21 protein-coding genes are annotated in these 20,254 nt (G+C 37.9%); 18 read left to right on the top strand and 3 right to left on the bottom strand.

The annotated features are described in order from the left end of the window. Positions 1 to 178 precede the first annotated feature (178 nt). The 14 genes from QNH20_RS18845 (at position 179) to QNH20_RS18780 (ending at position 13,891) form a co-directional block, all read left to right on the top strand. Positions 179 to 580, top strand: a complete 402-nt coding sequence (locus tag QNH20_RS18845) for a cytidine deaminase (RefSeq protein WP_283919508.1) — start codon at positions 179 to 181, stop codon at positions 578 to 580. Next, on the top strand, positions 570 to 1,490 hold the full coding sequence (era, locus tag QNH20_RS18840; protein ID WP_283919507.1) for a GTPase Era: 921 nt from the start codon (positions 570 to 572) through the stop codon (positions 1,488 to 1,490). Before QNH20_RS18845 ends, era begins: the two co-directional genes overlap by 11 nt. Before the next feature lie 161 nt (positions 1,491 to 1,651). Continuing rightward, on the top strand, positions 1,652 to 1,795 hold the full coding sequence (locus QNH20_RS18835; RefSeq protein ID WP_098529956.1) for a YqzL family protein: 144 nt from the start codon (positions 1,652 to 1,654) through the stop codon (positions 1,793 to 1,795). A 36-nt stretch (positions 1,796 to 1,831) separates the two neighbouring features. Further along, a complete protein-coding gene (gene recO / locus QNH20_RS18830; RefSeq protein WP_283919506.1) occupies positions 1,832 to 2,584 on the top strand; it encodes a DNA repair protein RecO in 753 nt (250 codons plus the stop codon). A 387-nt stretch (positions 2,585 to 2,971) separates the two neighbouring features. Continuing rightward, on the top strand, positions 2,972 to 4,354 hold the full coding sequence (locus tag QNH20_RS18825; RefSeq protein WP_283919505.1) for a glycine--tRNA ligase: 1,383 nt from the start codon (positions 2,972 to 2,974) through the stop codon (positions 4,352 to 4,354). A 267-nt stretch (positions 4,355 to 4,621) separates the two neighbouring features. Next, entirely contained in the window at positions 4,622 to 5,254 is a 633-nt protein-coding gene (gene ccpN, locus QNH20_RS18820; protein ID WP_283919504.1) for a transcriptional regulator CcpN, read from the top strand. Between the two features lie 36 nt (positions 5,255 to 5,290). Further along, positions 5,291 to 6,100, top strand: coding sequence for a pyruvate, water dikinase regulatory protein (locus QNH20_RS18815; RefSeq protein ID WP_283919503.1), 810 nt, complete (start codon positions 5,291 to 5,293; stop codon positions 6,098 to 6,100). 264 nt (positions 6,101 to 6,364) lie between these two features. Further along, a complete protein-coding gene (locus QNH20_RS18810; RefSeq protein ID WP_283923449.1) occupies positions 6,365 to 6,817 on the top strand; it encodes a YaiI/YqxD family protein in 453 nt (150 codons plus the stop codon). A gap of 43 nt (positions 6,818 to 6,860) precedes the next feature. After that, on the top strand, positions 6,861 to 8,669 hold the full coding sequence (gene dnaG, locus QNH20_RS18805) for a DNA primase (protein ID WP_283919502.1): 1,809 nt from the start codon (positions 6,861 to 6,863) through the stop codon (positions 8,667 to 8,669). Between the two features lie 41 nt (positions 8,670 to 8,710). After that, complete coding sequence (gene rpoD / locus QNH20_RS18800) at positions 8,711 to 9,841, top strand: RNA polymerase sigma factor RpoD (RefSeq protein ID WP_283919501.1); 1,131 nt, start codon at positions 8,711 to 8,713, stop codon at positions 9,839 to 9,841. Positions 9,842 to 10,201: 360 nt separating this feature from the next. Further along, entirely contained in the window at positions 10,202 to 11,341 is a 1,140-nt protein-coding gene (locus tag QNH20_RS18795; RefSeq protein WP_283919500.1) for an acyl-CoA dehydrogenase, read from the top strand. Positions 11,342 to 11,545: 204 nt separating this feature from the next. Continuing rightward, complete coding sequence (gene cccA / locus QNH20_RS18790) at positions 11,546 to 11,911, top strand: cytochrome c550 (RefSeq protein WP_283919499.1); 366 nt, start codon at positions 11,546 to 11,548, stop codon at positions 11,909 to 11,911. 146 nt (positions 11,912 to 12,057) lie between these two features. After that, entirely contained in the window at positions 12,058 to 12,798 is a 741-nt protein-coding gene (locus QNH20_RS18785; RefSeq protein ID WP_283919498.1) for a tRNA (adenine(22)-N(1))-methyltransferase, read from the top strand. Next, positions 12,776 to 13,891 (top strand): Nif3-like dinuclear metal center hexameric protein, encoded by a 1,116-nt coding sequence (locus QNH20_RS18780; RefSeq protein ID WP_283919497.1) that lies wholly within the window; start codon positions 12,776 to 12,778, stop codon positions 13,889 to 13,891. Before QNH20_RS18785 ends, QNH20_RS18780 begins: the two co-directional genes overlap by 23 nt. 238 nt (positions 13,892 to 14,129) lie before the next feature. Here QNH20_RS18780 and QNH20_RS18775 read toward each other — a convergent pair whose 3' ends face one another. Together QNH20_RS18775 and vrrA are read right to left on the bottom strand one after the other, a co-directional pair. Beyond that, entirely contained in the window at positions 14,130 to 15,077 is a 948-nt protein-coding gene (locus tag QNH20_RS18775) for a 4-hydroxy-3-methylbut-2-enyl diphosphate reductase (protein WP_283919496.1), read from the bottom strand. A gap of 311 nt (positions 15,078 to 15,388) precedes the next feature. After that, entirely contained in the window at positions 15,389 to 16,102 is a 714-nt protein-coding gene (vrrA, locus tag QNH20_RS18770) for a VrrA/YqfQ family protein (protein ID WP_283919495.1), read from the bottom strand. A 267-nt stretch (positions 16,103 to 16,369) separates the two neighbouring features. Here vrrA and QNH20_RS18765 point away from each other — a divergent pair, with 267 nt between their 5' ends. From QNH20_RS18765 to QNH20_RS18755, 4 genes are all read left to right on the top strand, one after another. Then, the gene (locus tag QNH20_RS18765) at positions 16,370 to 17,686 is read left to right on the top strand and encodes a DEAD/DEAH box helicase (RefSeq protein ID WP_283919494.1); all 1,317 of its coding nucleotides are present in this window, start codon (positions 16,370 to 16,372) and stop codon (positions 17,684 to 17,686) included. Positions 17,687 to 17,708: 22 nt separating this feature from the next. Then, entirely contained in the window at positions 17,709 to 18,602 is an 894-nt protein-coding gene (locus QNH20_RS18760) for a deoxyribonuclease IV (RefSeq protein ID WP_283919493.1), read from the top strand. Between the two features lie 101 nt (positions 18,603 to 18,703). Next, on the top strand, positions 18,704 to 19,048 hold the full coding sequence (locus QNH20_RS27120) for a transposase (RefSeq protein ID WP_481857980.1): 345 nt from the start codon (positions 18,704 to 18,706) through the stop codon (positions 19,046 to 19,048). Beyond that, entirely contained in the window at positions 19,018 to 19,881 is an 864-nt protein-coding gene (locus QNH20_RS18755; RefSeq protein WP_481858100.1) for an IS3 family transposase, read from the top strand. Before QNH20_RS27120 ends, QNH20_RS18755 begins: the two co-directional genes overlap by 31 nt. Before the next feature lie 115 nt (positions 19,882 to 19,996). Here the strand turns inward: QNH20_RS18755 and QNH20_RS18750 are convergent, their stop codons facing one another. Beyond that, positions 19,997 to 20,254 (bottom strand): DUF2624 domain-containing protein, encoded by a 258-nt coding sequence (locus QNH20_RS18750; RefSeq protein WP_283919492.1) that lies wholly within the window; start codon positions 20,252 to 20,254, stop codon positions 19,997 to 19,999.

Here is a 20,254-nt window from a genome sequence, read left to right as displayed (position 1 = left end):
ATTTGAAAAGGATTTGTTAATTCGGTAAAATGATTTAATCAGCTTTCAATTTGAGGACAAGTTGATTTATGGGAAAATTCTAACTTTTTTAAATTTTTATATTACAAGTAATGATTTTCTCTGGTTTTTGAGGTAAAATAAAGAAACAGCAGGTTCTTGCTGGAAGGGAAGAAGTTTTGTGAACATCGAACAATTAATTGAAGAAGCAAAAAAGGCAAGAGAAAAAGCCTATGTTCCTTATTCCAAGTTTGGAGTAGGAGCAGCATTGTTAACAACAGATGGAAAAATATATCATGGCTGTAATATTGAAAATGCCGCCTACAGTATGTGCAACTGTGCAGAACGTACAGCTCTTTTTAAGGCCTACTCAGAAGGTGATCGGGATTTTCAAATGTTAGCCGTTATTGCCGATACAGAACGTCCGTGTTCTCCTTGTGGCGCATGCCGACAAGTAATTTCAGAATTATGTCCGAGCGATATGAAGGTGGTTTTAACAAACCTGCAAGGAGATATTCAAGAAATTACTGTAAAAGATTTATTGCCTGGTGCTTTTTCGCCGGAGGATTTACATGTTAAATAATGGGGTTAAAAACGGATATAAATCAGGGTTTATTTCCATTATTGGCCGGCCAAATGTGGGGAAATCTACATTCCTTAATCGAGTAATTGGTCAGAAAATTGCCATTATGAGTGATAAACCGCAAACAACTCGAAACAAAATTCAAGGTGTGTTATCACTTTCTGACGCTCAAATGATTTTTATTGATACACCAGGTATCCATAAACCAAAACATAAACTGGGCGACTTTATGATGAAGGTAGCTCAAAATACGCTAAAAGAAGTTGATTTAATTTTATTTATGGTAAATGCCGAGGAAGGATTTGGACGTGGGGAAGAATTTATTCTTGAAAAATTTCAAACAGTAAATACCCCTATCTTTTTAGTGATTAATAAAATTGATCAAATCCATCCAGATGATCTGTTGCCGATTATTGAATCATATAAAGAAAAATATTCCTTTAAAGAAATTGTGCCAATTTCTGCACTTGAAGGGAATAATGTCGAACGTTTATTAGATCAAATTAAATCCTTCTTACCAGAGGGGCCGCAATATTATCCTGCTGACCAGGTGACCGATCATCCAGAAAGGTTTATCATTACTGAGCTGATTAGAGAAAAAGCCCTGCATTTAACAAGAGAAGAAATTCCACATTCATTGGCTGTTGTGCTGGACAAAATGGAACGACGTGAGGGTAAAGATATTATTCATGTTATGGCAACTGTGATAGTAGAGCGAGATTCACAAAAGGGGATTATTATTGGGAAACAAGGAAGTATGCTAAAAGAAATTGGAAAACGAGCTCGTGTAGATATTGAAAATCTCCTTGGATCAAAAGTATTTTTAGAGCTTTGGGTTAAAGTCCAGAAGGATTGGCGCAATAAGATGTCCCAGCTTCGTGATTATGGCTTCAATGAAGATGAATACTAACATAGTAACCCTAATTAAAGTATTACCCTATTGACAAGATTATGCATGGACAACATTAACAAATATTTCGTCTTATGATTTTGGCGAAGGCAGGCTATGATAATTGTAAGGCTTGGGATGCAACTTTAGGCTAGTCTAAATAATGAAAGGTGGGGTTTTCAATGATGGATTTTACGTGGAAAGTATTCCTTCAAACAGGTAATATTGACACATATCTTCTCTTCAAAGAGCTTGAGAAGGAAAACCAAGAAATACCCGGAAATCAGAATGAAGATCTAGCACAAATCGATTTTCCCGTTTCATAAGCAAGTCTTGCGTGTGATTTAAGAAGGTGACTTTTAATGCTTCAGAAGTGCGAAGGCATCGTCATTAGAACAACAGATTATGGTGAAACTAATAAAATTGTAACCTTATATACAAGGGAATGGGGAAAGGTTGGCATTATGGCACGGGGAGCTAAAAAGCCAAACAGTCGTCTTTCCTCCATTACACAGCTTTTTACACATGGATATTTTCTCGTACAAAGAGGTTCCGGCTTAGGAAGCCTGCAGCAAGGAGAAATCAATACCTCCATGCGCTCAATTGGTGAAGACATCTTTTTAACTGCTTATGCCAGTTATATTGTTGAATTAACCGATAAATGTACAGAAGAAAAAAAACCAAACCCGTTTCATTTTGAGTTGCTTTATCAAACATTGAATTATATGAATGAGGGCTATGATCCAAATATTCTTATGAATATTTATGAAATGAAAATGTTAAATGTAATGGGCTTATATCCAATCCTAAATCAATGTTCCGTTTGCGGCAGTACAGACGGACATTTTTCTTTTTCGATTCGTGAAGGCGGGTTTATTTGTCACCGATGCCTGGATAAGGATCCGTACCATTTTAAAATATCACCAGCCTCGGTTAATTTATTACGGCTATTTTATTATTTTGATCTTTCAAGGTTAGGAACTATTTCCGTTAAAGACGAAACGAAGGAAGAATTAAAAAAAGTAATTACTGCCTACTATGAAGAGTATTCAGGTCTTCATCTTAAAACTAAGAAATTTCTTAATTCCATGGATCATTTTCGCAACCTCTTATAATTGCCTTGTTGACAATGTTTGGAGTTTTAGTTAAAATTCTGTTTAAAATAATAATTGCTGTGACGGAAAGTAGTACTTGGTCATCTCTATAAAAGCGAACCTAGGATGGTGTGAGCTAGGGTATAGGGCACTAACGAAGGCGTTCCTGAGCAATCGCGTGTTGATGAAACACAATTTAAGGAGGCTGCAATTCTAGCAGCAAATAGGGTGGAACCGCGGGTAACTCTCGTCCCTATGCTTATAAAGCATAGGGACGAGAGTTTTTTATTTGCCGATAGGAAAGTTACCTTTCCTTTCAGGTATAAGGGCGACTACGCCTCTGTCTTCGCCCTTCCGGTCTCGCCAATCGGCGAGTATTCTTTATTAATAGAAAAGGAGTAAAAAAAGATGAATGTAACTATGGATCAAATTGTTTCTCATGCAAAGCACAGAGGATTTATTTTTCCGGGTTCTGAAATTTATGGAGGGCTTGCAAACACTTGGGATTACGGTCCTTTAGGCGTAGAATTTAAAAACAATATAAAGGCAGCTTGGTGGAGGAAATTCGTTCAAGAGTCCCCTTACAATGTTGGGTTGGATGCAAGCATCCTGATGAACCCCCGTACATGGGAAGCATCTGGGCATATCGGTAACTTTAATGACCCAATGATTGACTGTAAAAATTGTAAAGCTCGTCATCGCGCTGACAAATTAATTGAAAATGCTCTTGATGATAAAGGGATGGAAATGATTGTTGATGGATTGCCATTCGAAAAAATGGAAGAGTTGATCGAAGAACATCATATAACCTGCCCTGACTGTGGCAGCCATGACTTTACTGGAATCCGTCAGTTCAATTTGATGTTTAAAACTTTCCAAGGCGTAACAGAATCTAGCACCAATGAAATTTTTCTTCGACCTGAAACAGCTCAGGGTATTTTCGTTAACTTTAAAAATGTGCAGCGTACGATGAGAAAGAAATTGCCTTTTGGTATCGCTCAAATCGGAAAAAGCTTCCGTAATGAAATTACACCTGGTAACTTTACGTTCCGTACAAGAGAGTTCGAACAAATGGAACTTGAATTTTTCTGTAAGCCAGGTGAAGAACTAAAATGGTTTGACTATTGGAAGGGTTTTGCCAAAGAATGGTTATTATCATTGGGCCTTACAAAAGAAAACCTAAGGCTGCGCGATCACTCCGAAGATGAACTTTCGCACTATAGTAATGCGACTACTGATTTTGAATTTAAGTTCCCATTTGGCTGGGGGGAATTATGGGGTATTGCTTCGAGAACGGATTATGATTTGAAACAGCATATGGAGTTTTCAGGTGAGGATTTCCATTACCTTGATCCTGAAACGAATGAGAAGTATGTACCATTCTGTATTGAACCATCACTTGGTGCTGACCGGGTTACCCTCGCATTTTTAATTGATGCCTATGATGAGGAGGAGCTTGAAGATGGTACGACAAGAACGGTGATGCATTTCCACCCAGCCCTGGCACCATTTAAAGCAGCTATACTTCCTTTATCGAAAAAGCTGTCTGATGAGGCAAAAGAGGTTTTTGCTACTTTATCAAAATATTTCACAGTTGATTATGATGAAGCTGGTTCTATCGGTAAACGTTATCGCCGCCATGATGAAATTGGAACACCATTCTGTATTACTTATGATTTTGATTCAAAAGAAGACAACATGGTTACCGTTAGAGATCGGGATACAATGGAACAGAAACGAATCTCAATTACAGAACTGGTCAGCTTTTTACAAGAAAAAATAGTATTTTAAAATGAAAAGCGGAAGCTCCAGGCGCTGAAGCTAGCACATTTGAAAAGGTACGGATTTCCGTACCTTTTTTTAGCTATTAGGAAAGTATTAATTTTTAAATTTATACTTTCCTAACGCATAAGTGCAACTACGCCTCTGTCTTCGCCCTTAGGGGCTCGTCAATCGGCGAGTTTTCTTTATAGATGGAATTGAATACATTTCAAATAAAAACTAAGTAGTATATAATATTTTTATAAAGTAATTAAAATAGTTAATGGGTATTTTAAGGTGGTGAGGACAATCGAACTGACTAAACGCCAAGAACATATTTTGCAAATAGTGAAAGAAAATGGTCCAATAACGGGAGAACAAATTGCGGATCAATTAAGCTTGACTAGGGCGACGTTAAGACCCGATCTTGCAATATTAACGATGGCTGGTTTTCTAGATGCAAGACCTCGTGTCGGGTATTTTTATACGGGGAAATCGGGAGCACAGTTATTGACGGAAAATCTGCAGAAAATCTTTGTCAAAGATTATCAGTCCATTCCTGTAGTCGTAAATGAAAATGTTTCTGTTTACGATGCTATTTGCACGATGTTCCTTGAGGATGTAGGAACATTATTTGTCGTTGATCAAAACTCCAGCCTCGTCGGGGTTCTTTCAAGAAAGGATTTGCTGAGAGCAAGTATTGGAAAACAGGAGCTTTCAAGTATACCTGTCAATATTATAATGACAAGAATGCCAAACATAACTATGTGTGAACGGGAAGATTTATTAATCGATATTGCAAAGAAATTAATAGAAAAACAAATTGATGCCTTGCCGGTTGTTAAAAAATCAGAAAAAGGTTATGAGGTAATTGGCAGAGTCACGAAAACAAACATCACAAAAGCCTTTGTTTCATTAGGTGATGAGTAAGTAGTAGATTTTTTTATGAGGAGCTGTTGAGGGAGAATGAGTTTGCCTATCATTTATGTTGTATCTGATTCAGTTGGGGAGACAGCAGAATTAGTTACAAAAGCGGCGATTAGCCAATTTAATGGTTCTGGTATGATATTAAAAAGATTTCCGTATGTTGAGGATAAGGAACATATCGATGAAGTGTTATCACTTGTTTCGCATGATAAAGGGATGGTGGCCTTCACATTAGTCAAACCAGAAATGCGTACATATTTAAAGGAAAGAGCAGAAGAGGAAAGAATCATTGCTGTTGATTTAATTGGCCCAGTAATGGACCAACTTCAGATTTATAGCGGGAAAACACCTTTATGTGAACCAGGCCTTGTGAGGAAGCTTGATGAGGATTATTTTAAAAAGGTAGAAGCCATCGAGTTTGCGGTAAAATATGATGATGGGCGTGATCCAAGAGGGCTTTTAAAGGCAGATATAGTATTAATCGGGGTGTCCAGAACCTCCAAGACGCCTTTATCACAGTACTTGGCACATAAACGTTTAAAAGTGGCAAATGTTCCTCTTGTCCCTGAAGTGGATCCGCCAGAAGAACTTTATCAGGTTCCCATCGAGAAATGCTTTGGATTGAAAATAAGTCCTGAAAAGTTAAACAATATTAGACGGGAGCGATTGATTTCTTTAGGATTAAATGATCAAGCAAGTTATGCAAATATTGATCGGATAAGAGAAGAGTTATCTTTTTTTGAAAATATCGTAAAGAAAATAAATTGTCCGGTTATAGATGTGACTAACAAGGCGGTAGAGGAAACAGCAAATGTCATCTTAAATTATATTCAAAAGGGCAGATCCTAACACATAATCATTTGATTATGTGTTTTACTATGTGAAAAAAATAAGAAAAAGTTATGGCAAAATGATAATGAATATACTATAATAAAAAATTGTGATAAAAATATATCTTTTTAGGTTTAGAGTTGCATGGGAACGAATAAACTATTTATTGTTAGATGTCAAGTCAGGGACCCTAAAAAAATTCGACATAATTCCTTTTATAAAAGTTAGCTATTTAAGAAGGAATATGTGGAGTGATGTAGAATTAATACTTATGTAAAAAGCATACCGGCTATTTTTGTCGATGCAGATTCTTGCCCCGTCAAAAAGGAGATTGTCGAAATTGCTTCCAAATTTTCCGTTGAAGTTTTTTTTATTGCTTCCTATGATCATCATGTGAAAGACATAAGTACATATGCTACTTGGAAATATGTTGATTCAGGAAAGGAAGCCGCGGACTTACACATTATGAACCATGCGGGTAATGGAGATATTGTCATAACGCAGGATATCGGACTTGCATCCACATTACTGCTAAAGGGCGTTCATGTTATATCCCCAAAGGGAGTTGTATTTGAGGAAAGTGGAATTCAGACTGCCCTTGATTTACGGTTCTTAAATGCTATGGCAAGGAGAAGGGGAGTCTACGGAAAAGGACCAAAGCCTTTTCTATCCGAGGATCGAGCAAGATTTATGACAAAATTAACGAAAATTTTGTCGAAATTTGCAGGAATTTAATGATTGCCTGCCGAATACCTGTAGTATAAATGGAGTTGTTTTCATGGCAGACCGTATTGCCGAAGAAAAGATTGACCAAATTCGTCAGGCTGTTGATATTGTCGAGGTAATCAGCGATTATGTTCAACTGAAAAAACAGGGGCGAAATTACTTCGGATTATGTCCATTCCATGGTGAAAGCACCCCATCATTTTCAGTGTCACCTGACAAACAAATTTTCCATTGCTTTGGCTGCGGAGCTGGGGGAAATGTATTTTCCTTTTTAATGGAGCTAGAAGGAATATCATTCCAAGAGGCAGCCATTAAATTAGCAGCGAAGGTAAATATCGACCTAGAAATTAATTTATCTTCAGCACATGGTGGAAAAAAAGTTTCCAATGAGCTTCAATCCATGCTTGATGCTCACGAGCTATTACGGAAATTTTACCATCATTTACTAGTAAATACAAAAGAAGGTCAGCATGCATTAGAGTATTTACTGGAAAGAGGCTTTACCCGAGAATCGATTGATAAGTTTCAAATTGGTTATTCATTAAATTCATGGGATTTTGTTTGTAAATTCCTTTCTAAAAGGGAATTTTCACCTGAATGTATGGAGAAAGCCGGATTAATTATCAAACGAGAAAGGGATGGGACGTTTTTCGATCGATTTAGAGATCGAATTATGTTTCCCATTTTTGACCGGCATGGTAATACGATTGCTTTTTCAGGGAGATCACTAGGGGCTGAAGAGCCAAAATATTTAAATAGTCCCGAAACAGCAATCTTTAATAAAAGTAAAATTTTATATAATTATCAGTTGGCTAAGCCAAGTATCAAAAAATTGCAGCATGCTGTTTTATTTGAGGGTTTTGCTGATTGTATTGCAGCAGATCGATCAGGAGTGGAGAATGGTATTGCCACAATGGGGACATCCTTGACAGATGAACATATAGCCCTTTTGCGTCAAAGCGTTCAATCCGTTACTATCTGTTATGATTCAGATAAAGCAGGCATAGAAGCTGCTTACCGTGCAGGTAACCATCTTCATGGAGCGGGTTTTAAAATTAAGGTAGCCATGATGGCTGATGGACAGGATCCTGATGAATATATCAAAAAAGATGGTGCTGATAAATTCCGTAATGAAGTGATTGGTGGAAGTTTAACCTGGATGGCGTTTAAATTTCTTTATTTTCGAAGGGGAAAAAATCTTCAGAATGAAGGAGATCGGCTTGCATATATCGAAGTGATAATTAAAGAAATCAGCCAATTGAATAAAGCTGTTGAAAGGGATCATTATTTAAGGCAGCTTGCAGCGGAATTTTCGCTTTCGTTAGATGCTTTAAAGCAGCAGCAAATGCAGCTTTTCTTTGCTGAAAAAAGAAAGTCAAATGGAAAAAATGAGTCTTTTCACAAACCTTTGGTAACCACAAAGCCGGTGGAGGAATTAAAGCCCGCACATTATATGGCAGAGAGATGTTTAATTGCCCATATGCTTAAAAATCGTGATGTGACTTATAAGGTTCAGGAATTACTCGCAGGGAATACGTTTAATAATGATGAACATCAGGCAATAATAACATATCTGTTAGGATTTTATGAAGATCATTTGGAACCAGAAAGTAGTGCTTTTTTAACCTATATTCAAGATGATAATCTTAGAAGAATGGTTGCTAACATTGAAATGATGTCGATAAATGATGAGGTAAGCAACCAAGAATTAACTGATTATATCAAACAGGTGTTGAATTATCAAAAATTGTTAAAAATAAAAGAAAAAGAAGTGGAACTAAAAGAAGCAGAGCGGCAAAGTGACTTTGGAAAGGCTGCTGCAATTGGTATTGAAATCAATCAATTACGTAAATTACTTTAAATTCCATTTTAGTGTCGTTGATTCTGGAAGGAGGGGGACATATGGCTGCTGAAAAATCAGCCCGTTCAAAAGAGGTTGAAAACGAATTAACCCTTGAACAAGTAAAAGACCAGTTAACTGAGCTGGGTAAAAAAATCGGTGTCCTTGCCTATGATGATATTGCTGAAAAGCTGGCTAATTTTGAATTAGAATCTGAGCAAATGGATGAATTCTTAGAATTCCTAGGTGATCAAGGTATCGAATTGGTCGGTGATAATGATGAGGAAGACCCAGATATTAAAAAATTAGCAAAAGAAGATGACGAAGAATTTGACTTAAATGATCTTAGTGTTCCACCAGGAGTTAAGATTAATGATCCGGTACGTATGTACTTAAAAGAAATTGGTCGTGTTGACTTGCTTTCCGCTGAGGAAGAAATTAAACTGGCCAATCGGATTGAGGAAGGCGACGAAGAAGCAAAACGACGTCTTGCCGAAGCAAACCTCCGTCTTGTTGTAAGTATAGCAAAACGCTATGTAGGACGTGGAATGCTATTTCTTGATCTCATTCAAGAAGGTAATATGGGTCTTATAAAAGCCGTTGAGAAATTTGATTACCGTAAAGGCTTTAAATTCAGTACCTACGCAACATGGTGGATTCGTCAAGCGATAACACGGGCAATTGCTGACCAAGCAAGAACGATTCGAATTCCTGTGCATATGGTTGAAACCATTAATAAACTTATCCGTGTTCAGCGTCAATTACTACAGGATCTTGGCCGCGAACCAACACCTGAAGAAATTGGTGAGGACATGGATTTAACACCTGATAAGGTTAGAGAAATATTGAAAATTGCCCAGGAACCTGTCTCACTCGAAACACCGATTGGTGAAGAAGACGATTCACACCTTGGAGATTTTATTGAAGATCAAGATGCAACATCTCCATCTGAGCATGCTGCCTATGAATTATTAAAAGAGCAGCTCGAAGATGTCCTTGATACTTTAACGGATCGCGAAGAAAATGTCCTTCGCCTGCGTTTTGGTTTGGATGATGGCCGGACTCGTACCCTCGAAGAAGTTGGTAAAGTTTTTGGCGTAACCCGTGAGCGTATTCGCCAAATTGAAGCGAAGGCATTGCGTAAATTACGTCACCCAAGCCGCAGCAAACGCTTAAAAGATTTCTTAGAATAAAATACTCTTACAAATAGTTTACTTCTTAACAGGAGTAGACTATTTTTTTTGCTATTCCATTTAAATGGAATGAAAGCACTTTCTGTATTTTTTCTTTATTTTACTGAATTGTCTCTCATTTTGCAAACATCCATCAGATTTTTTTTGCTGAGTTTCGATATTTTATTTTTGTATTGAACCTAATGTCTGCTTTGCTAATAGGATTTAAGCATCGTTCAATTTTTTTATTCCCAGAGTAAAGATGCTTTATTGTACTCATAAAATATAATCTTTTAAAAATTTTTAAATGTTGAGAAATTTAGATAACTTCTCTTATAATAAAAAAGAAAGCGTATACAATGATGCTCTAGGGGGATGAAAATGAATTTTGATTTAACTTCTGAACAAGAAATGATTAAACGAACAATACGCCAGTTTGCGGATGAAGAAGTTGCACCTAGTGCTTTAGAACGTGATAGAACTAAGCAATTTCCTGTAGAGGTATTTAAGAAGCTGGCAGAGATGGGAATTATGGGACTGCCTTTTCCGGAAGAATACGGAGGTGGAGGAGCAGATACGGTTAGCTTTGCCATTGTTGTGGAAGAATTAAGCAGAGTATGCGGCTCGACCGGAATAACTTATTCTGCCCATATTTCTTTAGGCGGAGCACCTCTTTATTTGTTTGGAACGGAGGAGCAAAAACAAAAATATTTAACTCCTATTTGTACAGGAGAATCTTTTGGGGCATTTGGATTAACGGAACCAAATGCCGGCTCAGATGCAGGGGGCACAAGAACAACTGCCAAAGAAATAAACGGTGAATATGTTATAAATGGTAATAAGTGTTTTATTACCAATGCAAGTTTTGCTAAGCATTTAGCTTTAACAGCCGTGACTGGTGAAAAAGACGGTAAAAAGGAAATTAGTGCGATAATTGTCCCAACAAATGCAGATGGTTTTACTGTCATTGATAATTATGAAAAAATGGGCTTGAATTCATCGAATACGACGGAGCTTGTATTGGAAGATGTAAGAGTGCCTGCCCAAAATCTTTTAGGGAAGCGTGGAGAGGGCTTTAGACAGTTTTTAATTACGCTTGATGGTGGACGTATCGGGATTGGTGCAATGGCTGTAGGCATTGCTCAAGGAGCGTATGAAAAGGCCCTTGCCTACGCAAAGGAACGAAAGCAATTCGGCAAATCGATTTCCTCCTTTCAAGCAATTCAATTTAAGCTCGCGGATATGGCAATGAAAATTGAATTAGCACGAAATATGGTGTATAAAGCAGCATGGTTAAAAGACAAAGGCAGACCTTTTTCAAAAGAAGCTGCAATGTGTAAATTGTATGCTTCAGAAATTTGTATGGAAGTAACAGATCAAGCTGTGCAAATTCATGGAGGATACGGCTATATGAAGGAATATCATGTTGAGAGAATGATGCGTGATGCAAAGCTGCTTGAAATTGGTGAGGGTACATCGGAAGTTCAAAGAATGGTTATTTCACGATTAATTGGTTGTTAATAAGTAAATAGGGGAAGATACCAAGAGGAGGAGCTATAAGTGTAATTTTCACTTTGTTTCGCCTCTTTTATCATTTTTATAAAGATTATAGTGATAAAACAAGTTTAGGGCTTTTCCTTCTGTTCTTTTTCAAGTAAAATAGTAATTGTTTGCAGGTATAGTTTAATTTAATTAAAGGGGTACGTACATAAGGGAGGTTATATCATGAATCGAAATCCGGTAATTCCTTACATTCTCGTCTTTGTTTTTGGAATTGTCCTAGTGTTTTTCTTATCTTTCAAAGGTCTTGGGGATATGAAAGAAGTAGCCAAAGATAAGGGCGAAGGTAAAGGTGGGGGAAAAACAGAAGTTGCCGCATCAAATCCAGAAGATATTTATAAATCTACTTGTATCGGCTGTCATGGTGATCAATACCAAGGAGGAGTGGGTCCTTCATTAAAAGGTACTGGTTTATCAAAAGATGAAGTCAAGGATATTCTTACTAATGGTAAAGGTACAGGTATGCCGCAAGGTCTTGTAAAAGCAGAACAAATAGACGCAATGGCAGAGTGGGTTTCTAAATTAAAGTAAGTTTAAGAAATATGAGATTGCCATGTGTACTCGTTTGACAGGTTTCAATGTTAAAGTTATACTATTCTATCTATGGCCCTTTGCATCTGTAAAGGGTCTTTTTTATACTATACATATATAAGTTGGAAAAAGTGTGGTGTTTTTTGATGAATTCAGATAGATTGTCAAAACGGTTAGCAACCGTTGCAAATTATGTTCCTAAGGGTGCAATATTAGTCGATATAGGTTCTGATCATGCTTATTTACCTTGTTTTTTAGCGAAGAATATCGGTATTACATATGCTGTAGCAGGAGAAGTAGCTGTTGGACCATATCAATCTGCTAAAGGGAATGTTTTATCGGAAGGATTATCTGAAATTATTTCTGTCAGATTAGGTGACGGGCTTGATGTGGTTAAGCCTGGAGAAGTAGAATATGTAACGATTGCTGGGATGGGCGGTGCCTTAATTACAAGTATTTTAGAAAAGGGAAAAGACAAGCTAGGGTCTGTGAAAAGGCTGATTTTACAGCCTAATATCAGTGCTATTTCCATCCGGCAATGGCTATTAGACAATAGCTGGATGCTTGTGACTGAAGAAATACTCGAAGAAGATGGAAAAATTTATGAAGTACTAGTTGCAGAAAAAGGAAAGGATGCCATAGACCCATTGATACCATATGGTCAAAGCTTAGAAGAAGGCTTATTATTAGGACCTTATCTTGTGAAAGAGCGGAATGCAGTTTTTAAGAAAAAATGGATCAATGAAAAGAAAAATTTGCAGCGAATTTATCAACAGCTTGAAAACGCAGTACAAACCCCTGACACAATCGAAAAAAAGCAGGAGCTATTACATAAAATAAAGCTAGTGAAGGAGGTAATTCAAGATGAAGAATCCAAATGGTCATGAAATTATCCACCTATTTGAACAGTTTTCGCCTAAAGGGCTGGCAATGGAAGGTGACAAGATTGGCTTGCAGATCGGTCGATTAAACAAAAAGATAGAACGGATTATGATCGCTCTTGATGTACTGGAAAATGTGATCGATGAGGCAATCGAAAAAAATGTCCAGCTCATTATCGCCCACCATCCAATTATTTATCGGCCGCTTAAAAATTTGCTGACAGATACGGTACAGGGTAAAATGATTGGAAAATTAGTTAAACATGATATTGCTGTTTATGCCGCACACACAAATCTTGATGTAGCAAAGGGCGGGGTTAATGACCTGCTGGCAGCTGCGTTAGGGTTAGAAGAAGCAGAGGTGCTTGTGCCCACTTTCGATACAAAGCTTAAGAAATTAGTCGTTTTCGTCCCTGCCAGCCATGCAGAAGAGATTAGACAAGTCCTTGGCAATGCAGGGGCTGGATTTATTGGTAATTATAGTCATTGTTCTTTTTCTGCCAATGGAACTGGCAGGTTTTTGCCGGGTGACAATACTAACCCATACTTGGGTAAAGCTGGCAAGTTAGAAGAAGTGGATGAAGTTCGGATTGAAACAATTATTCCGGAACCATTATTAAAAAAAACAATTACCGCTATGATTAAGGCGCATCCATACGAAGAAGTAGCCTATGATGTATATCCATTGGATAATAAAGGAGAAGTACTCGGGCTTGGCAGAATTGGTAAAGTCAGTGAAATGACTCTTGCAGAATTTGCACAAAAGGTGAAAACAGCACTTGAAGTGGAAAAAGTACGTGTAGTGGGTGATTTAACCTCAAAAGTAAAAAAGGTGGCTGTATTAGGCGGAGATGGCAACAAATACTTCATGAATGCCAAGTTTAAAGGGGCAGATGTGTATGTAACAGGGGATATTTATTATCACACCGCCCATGATGCCATGATGCAAGGCTTGAATATGATAGATCCCGGTCATAACGTCGAAAAAGTAATGAAAAAAGGGCTAGCATCAGCTTTACAAAAGTTGTGCCATGAATCAGGTTATGAAGTCGACATTTTTCCATCAGAAGTAAACACTGACCCATTTCAATTTATATAGAGTTTTGTGAAACCGATAAAAAAGTTTTCTATATGGTTCTAATCGACCGAAAAAGGTGAAAAACCGAAGCGCTAGGTCTCTATTAAGAGCTCTAAGCGACCAAAAAAGCGAGAAACTAAAGCTCCGTACCGCATAAAGAGCTCTTAGGAAAAGGCCAGAAGCCCTCAGTTTTTTCCGAAATGTTTAAATCGAACCTAAATGAAAAGAACCGGTCAAAGTTGACGCGGTTCTTTGCTCTTTATTCCTCAGTCTTTTTTACTCTAGGTAATATTCTGTTAAGTTGTACCTTTTTTCTGCGTTCCCATGTTGCTTCGTTATTTGGATCAAATTGTTCAAGAAACGTAATAACTTCTTTTGTGATTGGGGTTGGGGTTGATGCACCTGATGTAACTGCAACATTTTTTGCATCCTTAATCCAATCAATTTCTAATTCAGTAATATCGGCAATACGATAGGCCCTAGTTCCAGCAATTTCTTCTGAAACCTGAGCTAAACGATTGGAATTATTACTTTTTGGGTCACCGACAACTATAGTCACATCTGCTGAGGTTGCTTGTTCTGCTACTGCTTCTTGACGTATTTGTGTTGCATGACAAATTTCATTATAAACCTCGACATGAGGATATTTTTCCTGTACCTTTTTCATAGTATCAGCAACATCCCATTGACTCATAGTGGTTTGATTTGTGACAATGAGTTTTTCATTGTCAACCGTTAATGCTTCTACATCATTTGGAGTCTCCACAAGATGAACCATACCTGGTGCTACACCAACAGCGCCCTCTGGCTCTGGATGGCCTTTTTTACCGATATAGATGACTTGATATCCTTGTTTTGTTTTCTCTTCAATCAAGTCATGTGTTCTTGTAACATCAGGGCATGTTGCATCAATTGTTACAAGACCTTTCTTCTTCGCAAGTTCTCTTACCTCTGGAGAAATACCATGGGCCGTAAAAATAACCGTACCAGAGTCTACTTTATCGAGAATATCTTTTCGATTTTTTCCGTCAAGGGTAATGATCCCCTCTTCCTCGAAGGCATCCGTAACATGTTTATTATGAACAATCATCCCTAAGATGTAGATAGGACGAGGCAGTGTTTTATCTAATGCGGCATTTCTTGCGATGACCATAGCATCCACAACACCATAACAGTATCCGCGTGGTGAAATTTTAATAATTTGCATATATTAAGTCCCCCTATATTGAACTTTGATAACTATCTGCTTCAGCGGCTAGTGGAATTCGCTCTCTTCTCTGCGATGAGTCAACATCGGTTCGATTTCGTTCACCACGTTGTCTAGCGCCTGTGCAGGGCGTTACAGCTTTTCTGGCAGTCAGAGCGTTCTAGTCCATACACTTCTAACGGGCTGCTTCCGCTTTCCTTATAGTCTATGTATTTATTATATAAAACTAATAGTTATAATACAAAGATACATTCTTCCTGTGTAGTTTCCTGAAAATTAAAAGAATGCCGGTGGCCCCAGCATTCTCCTGCTCATATATACATTTTAGGTATCGAGCTCCCTTTTTGGTATGAACTACTACGCTTAGAACTTTGCGTTTGTCTCTTTTTTCCTGTACTTGTATTTTGAGTTTTTTTCCGGTTTGTATTTTTCTGAGAAGTTCGAATATCAGTTGATTCATTGCTTGAAGATTCTTCCGCAACTGATACTTTCTTTTTGGTTGTTTTTTCTGAAGTCGAATCCGAGCTATTTGATGCATTTTTGAAGCCCCGATACAGCTTCCAAATCGCAGGAAGATTCTTGACCATTGGGCCATACTGTTGAACCATCGGACCAATTGATTGAGCAGTTTTTAATACATTCTGGGTGTTATTTAAAATTCCCGATAATCCACCTGGATTACTTAAGGATTGGAGTAAGCCGCCGCCGCTGCCGCTACCGCCGACTCCTGCTGCTGCTCTTCCTGCTCCTTGCATTCCCATAATTCCTCCCTGGCTGCCAGCTCCAGCTTGAGCTCCTCTTCCGAGTAGTCTCGAAAGTAAACCACCGCCGCCCCGGTTCGATTGTGCGGGTCCCATCATAGACCGCATCAAAGGGTTCCCTCCGCCAAATGGGCCCGTTTGCTGCCTCATCATCGGACCCATTCCGCCAAATGGATTCCCTCCAGCTCCCATCATTGAGCCTCTGCCGCCAAACAGACCTGGACCCATCCTGCCTTGCATAGGCATTCTTGGTCTTGGCTGCATCCCTACCACCTCCTTTCATCAATCCTTGATACATTAAAGTATGCATCTACCCTAATTATGTTTAGGTATTAAACACAAGGAAGAAACTAAATTTAGTTTTTAAAAAGAGGAAAAAAAGTAAAAGATGAGGATAAAAGGAAAGTTAGCTGGTTATTTAGGCGAATTTTTACTATAATTACATGATGCGGGAGTAAAGTGGAAGCTCTTGCTATGGGAAGTAAACTACACTATAATCACTAGATTATTTTTAAAATAAGGAGCTATTATATGAAAGAAAATCGATTTAAACGTTTTAAGTTTCAACCTTTTATAATAGAATCACTGAATCAGTTTGGATATTATGAGCCGACTGAAATTCAGGAACGGATGATCCCGTTAGTATTAAAAGGAGAAAGTGCGATTGGTCAGTCACAAACGGGAACAGGGAAAACATTTGCTTATGTGTTACCGATCCTCGAGAAAATTAATCCGAAGCGTCAAGAGGTGCAGGCTGTCATTACTGCACCGACAAGGGAGTTAGCATCGCAGATCTATCAACAAATCCTGAAAGTAACTGAGCAATGTAACCCTGATAGCCCAATCATGGCCAGATGCTATACTGGCGGAACAGACAAGCAGCGGACCATCGAAAAATTGAAAATACAGCCACATATTGTTGTTGGAACCCCAGGAAGAATTAAAGATCTTATGATTGACCAAGCACTGTTCGTTCATACCTCGGATATTCTTGTTATAGATGAAGCCGATATGATGCTGGATATGGGATTTATTGAAGATGTGGATCAGGTTGCTGCTAAAATGCCGGAAAAACTGCAGATGCTAGTCTTTTCAGCTACCATTCCAGAGAAATTAAAACCTTTTCTTAAAAAATATATGGAAAATCCTAAGACAATTCAAATTGAATCCAAAAGAAAAGCTGCTGAAAATTTAGAGCACTTTCTGCTGCCATCAAGGCATCGCAATAAAAAACAACTAGTTCATGATGCATTGCTTGCCTACAATCCTTATCTTGCAATTGTATTTACCAATACAAAAAAGATGGCTGAGGAGGTTGCCAACTTTTTAAATGAAAAAGGTTTAAAGGTCGGCCGTGTCCATGGAGATTTAAACCCGCGTGAGCGGAAAAAAATGATGAAGCAGATTCAGGATTTAGAATACCAATATATCGTTGCCACCGATCTTGCTTCACGAGGGATTGATATTGAAGGGGTCAGCCATGTTATTAACTATGAACTTCCATCTGACTTGGATTTTTATATCCATCGGGTGGGAAGAACTGCGCGAGCAGGAAATTCGGGGATTGCGCTTACGGTTTATGAAATTTCTGATGAAGACGCCTTAAACCGTTTAGAAAAAATGGGGATTCAGTTTAAGTATGTCGATCTGAAAAATAACGAATTCGTTGAAGCAGATGAACGAAATAAGAGAAAGACAAGGGTAAGGAAAGAGGACGAGGCAGATAAAAAAGCCAAATCTATGGTAAAGAAACCACAGAAAGTAAAACCAGGCTATAAAAAGAAAATGCAATGGGAAATGGATAAAATTAAAAAACGACAAAGAAAAATAGACCAAAGAAAAAAGTAATTGGTGAAGGGAGAGAAACGGAATGTTGAAAATAGGTTCACATGTTTCCATGAGCGGAAAGAAAATGCTGCTTGCTGCAAGTGAAGAGGCAGTGTCTTATGGTGCCAATACGTTTATGATCTATACAGGGGCACCGCAAAATACAAGAAGAAAGAAAATTGAAGATCTAAATATTGAAGCAGGAAGAAGACATATGGAAGCAAACGGGATTTCAGAAATTGTTGTCCATGCTCCCTATATCATTAATATTGGTAATACTACCAATCCTGACACCTTTGAATTAGGTGTTAGGTTCCTCAGCAGTGAAATTGAAAGAACAGAGGCCATTGGCGCAAAACAAATCGTTCTTCATCCTGGTGCTCATGTCGGTGCCGGTACGGAAGCGGGAATTAAGAAAATCATCGAGGGTTTGAATGAAGTATTAACCGGCAAAGAACAGGTACAAATTGCATTGGAAACAATGGCCGGTAAAGGCTCGGAATGTGGAAAATCGTTTGAGGAATTGGCGATGATTATGGATGGCGTAAACTATAGTGATAAGCTATCAGTTTGCTTTGATACATGCCATACACATGATGCAGGCTATAAAATTGTCGAAGACTTTGACGGTGTTTTAAATGAGTTTGATAAAATTATCGGCCTTGATAAATTAACAGTACTTCATATTAATGATAGTAAAAATGCTGTAGGAATGCGAAAGGATAGGCATGAAAATATCGGCTTTGGTCATATCGGCTTTAAGGCAATTAACTATATTGTTCATCATCCACAACTAATAGACGTGCCTAAAATCCTAGAAACCCCTTTTGTCGGTGAAGATAAGAACAATAAAAAAGCTCCATATCAATTTGAAATTAACATGCTTCGCGAACAGAAGTTCAATGACAATCTGCTAGATCAAATTATGCAATCATAAGAAAAAGCTGTGCCTTTGATATTATCCCCTTTAAGTAGACAGTGTAAAAAACCCATGTGTATAGCGTGGGTGTTACACTAATACTTGGAGGGGATATTTCTATGGCTAAAAAAGGACAACAATTTCAAAGGTATACAAATGAATTTAAATTAAATGCTGTAATGAAATATGTAAAAGGATCTAAAAGTTATAAAGTATTGGCGGATGAGTTAGGAATTTTAAACTGTACTCAACTAAAAGTGTGGGTAAAGAAGTGGGAAAAGGGAGAGAAATTTGAAGAACGAAGTGGAGTGTCTAATCCATTAAAAGGTCGACCTCGTACTAATTTTAAGTCAGTAGAAGAAGAAAGAGATTACCTAAAGGCACAGGTGGATTATTTAAAAAAGCAGTATCCAAATCTAGTAAAGGAGGAGAAATCCCCCAACAGAGCAAGTATGAAATCATAGAAGGATTAAGGGATGTCTATCCAATCACATGGTTATTGGAAATCGCTTATATTAAAAGAGCAAGCTACTATAAATGGAGGTCCACTCAATTTAAACGCGATGAAAGAACAAAACAAGACCAAGATATATGTGAACACATGATGGGCATTCATATACTTCATCCCGAAGTTGGCTGCCCTCGTATGACCTATTTGTTAAAGGAAAATGATTATAAGATTAATCATAAAAAGGTGTACCGATTGATGAAAGAAATGAACATCCAGTCTGTCATCCGAAAGAAAAGAAAGCGCCATGGTCATACTCCATCCGTAATCCATCCGAATCGCCTAAAGAGAAAATTTAAGGCAACAGGACCTAATCAAAAAATGGTAACGGATATAACATATGTCTCAGATGGTAAGCAATTCTATTACCTATCGGTAATTCAAGATCTATTTAATAATGAGATTGTGTCATGGGAACTTTCGAAACGAAACGACCTTGAACTTGTTTTGAATACAGTAGAAATATGGACAAAGAAAAAAGACGTAGCTGAAGCTGTTCTCCATTCGGATCAAGGCTTTCAGTATACGTCTAAGGGATACAACAATCGATTAGAAGCATACAGCATTAAGGGCAGCCACTCTCGCAAAGGAAACTGCCTGGATAATGCTTGCATTGAATCCTTCTTTTCGCATCTCAAAACAGAGAAGTTGTATATTGAACAGTGTAAATCAGAAGTGGAGATACGACAAGCGATTGAGGATTATATTTATCATTACAATTACAAACGTATTCAAAAGAAACTAAAACAACGCGCGCCGATTGAATATCGACACGCGTTGGCAGCTTAGCTTTTTTATGTTGTCTACTTGACAGGGGTAAGACCACTTTGCACAGCTTTTTCTTTCTAGATCCAGCGCCTGCTCGGGGGCATTATCGCCCCAGGACTGGGCGCTTTTGTTTTTCTTACTGTTTTGTAAATTGCATAAATAATTTATTTACTTCACGTGCAGTTTCCGGCCCAGCCGCTTTAGCAATTTGTTTTACTAATTGGGCACGCTCTTTGTCGTCAAAAATATTAACATTTTTACCACGTAAGTATTCGGCGATTTTCCTAGCCTGTTGCCGATTAACTGCAATATCAAACTGATTCGCATACTTTATCAGTTCTTCAGCAGTTATTGTGTTAATTTTATGATTAATGATGTTTTCAAATATTTTCAC

The sequence above is a fragment of the Neobacillus sp. WH10 genome, assembly GCF_030123405.1.
In the GTDB taxonomy this organism is placed as follows: Bacteria; Bacillota; Bacilli; order Bacillales; family Cytobacillaceae; genus Neobacillus.
This window is presented reverse-complemented; position numbering and strand designations above follow the sequence as displayed.

What these genes read in the sequence shown, in the direction of transcription:
- era (WP_283919507.1), top strand. Translation starts at nt 570, where the DNA reads ATGTTAAATAATGGGGTTAAAAACGGATATAAATCAGGGTTTATTTCC.
- QNH20_RS18835 (WP_098529956.1), top strand. Translation starts at nt 1,652, where the DNA reads ATGATGGATTTTACGTGGAAAGTATTCCTTCAAACAGGTAATATTGAC.
- recO (WP_283919506.1), top strand. Translation starts at nt 1,832, where the DNA reads ATGCTTCAGAAGTGCGAAGGCATCGTCATTAGAACAACAGATTATGGT.
- QNH20_RS18825 (WP_283919505.1), top strand. Translation starts at nt 2,972, where the DNA reads ATGAATGTAACTATGGATCAAATTGTTTCTCATGCAAAGCACAGAGGA.
- QNH20_RS18815 (WP_283919503.1), top strand. Translation starts at nt 5,291, where the DNA reads ATGAGTTTGCCTATCATTTATGTTGTATCTGATTCAGTTGGGGAGACA.
- dnaG (WP_283919502.1), top strand. Translation starts at nt 6,861, where the DNA reads ATGGCAGACCGTATTGCCGAAGAAAAGATTGACCAAATTCGTCAGGCT.
- rpoD (WP_283919501.1), top strand. Translation starts at nt 8,711, where the DNA reads ATGGCTGCTGAAAAATCAGCCCGTTCAAAAGAGGTTGAAAACGAATTA.
- QNH20_RS18795 (WP_283919500.1), top strand. Translation starts at nt 10,202, where the DNA reads ATGAATTTTGATTTAACTTCTGAACAAGAAATGATTAAACGAACAATA.
- cccA (WP_283919499.1), top strand. Translation starts at nt 11,546, where the DNA reads ATGAATCGAAATCCGGTAATTCCTTACATTCTCGTCTTTGTTTTTGGA.
- QNH20_RS18785 (WP_283919498.1), top strand. Translation starts at nt 12,058, where the DNA reads ATGAATTCAGATAGATTGTCAAAACGGTTAGCAACCGTTGCAAATTAT.
- QNH20_RS18780 (WP_283919497.1), top strand. Translation starts at nt 12,776, where the DNA reads ATGAAGAATCCAAATGGTCATGAAATTATCCACCTATTTGAACAGTTT.
- QNH20_RS18775 (WP_283919496.1), bottom strand. Translation starts at nt 15,077, where the DNA reads ATGCAAATTATTAAAATTTCACCACGCGGATACTGTTATGGTGTTGTG.
- vrrA (WP_283919495.1), bottom strand. Translation starts at nt 16,102, where the DNA reads ATGCAGCCAAGACCAAGAATGCCTATGCAAGGCAGGATGGGTCCAGGT.
- QNH20_RS18765 (WP_283919494.1), top strand. Translation starts at nt 16,370, where the DNA reads ATGAAAGAAAATCGATTTAAACGTTTTAAGTTTCAACCTTTTATAATA.
- QNH20_RS18760 (WP_283919493.1), top strand. Translation starts at nt 17,709, where the DNA reads ATGTTGAAAATAGGTTCACATGTTTCCATGAGCGGAAAGAAAATGCTG.
- QNH20_RS27120 (WP_481857980.1), top strand. Translation starts at nt 18,704, where the DNA reads ATGGCTAAAAAAGGACAACAATTTCAAAGGTATACAAATGAATTTAAA.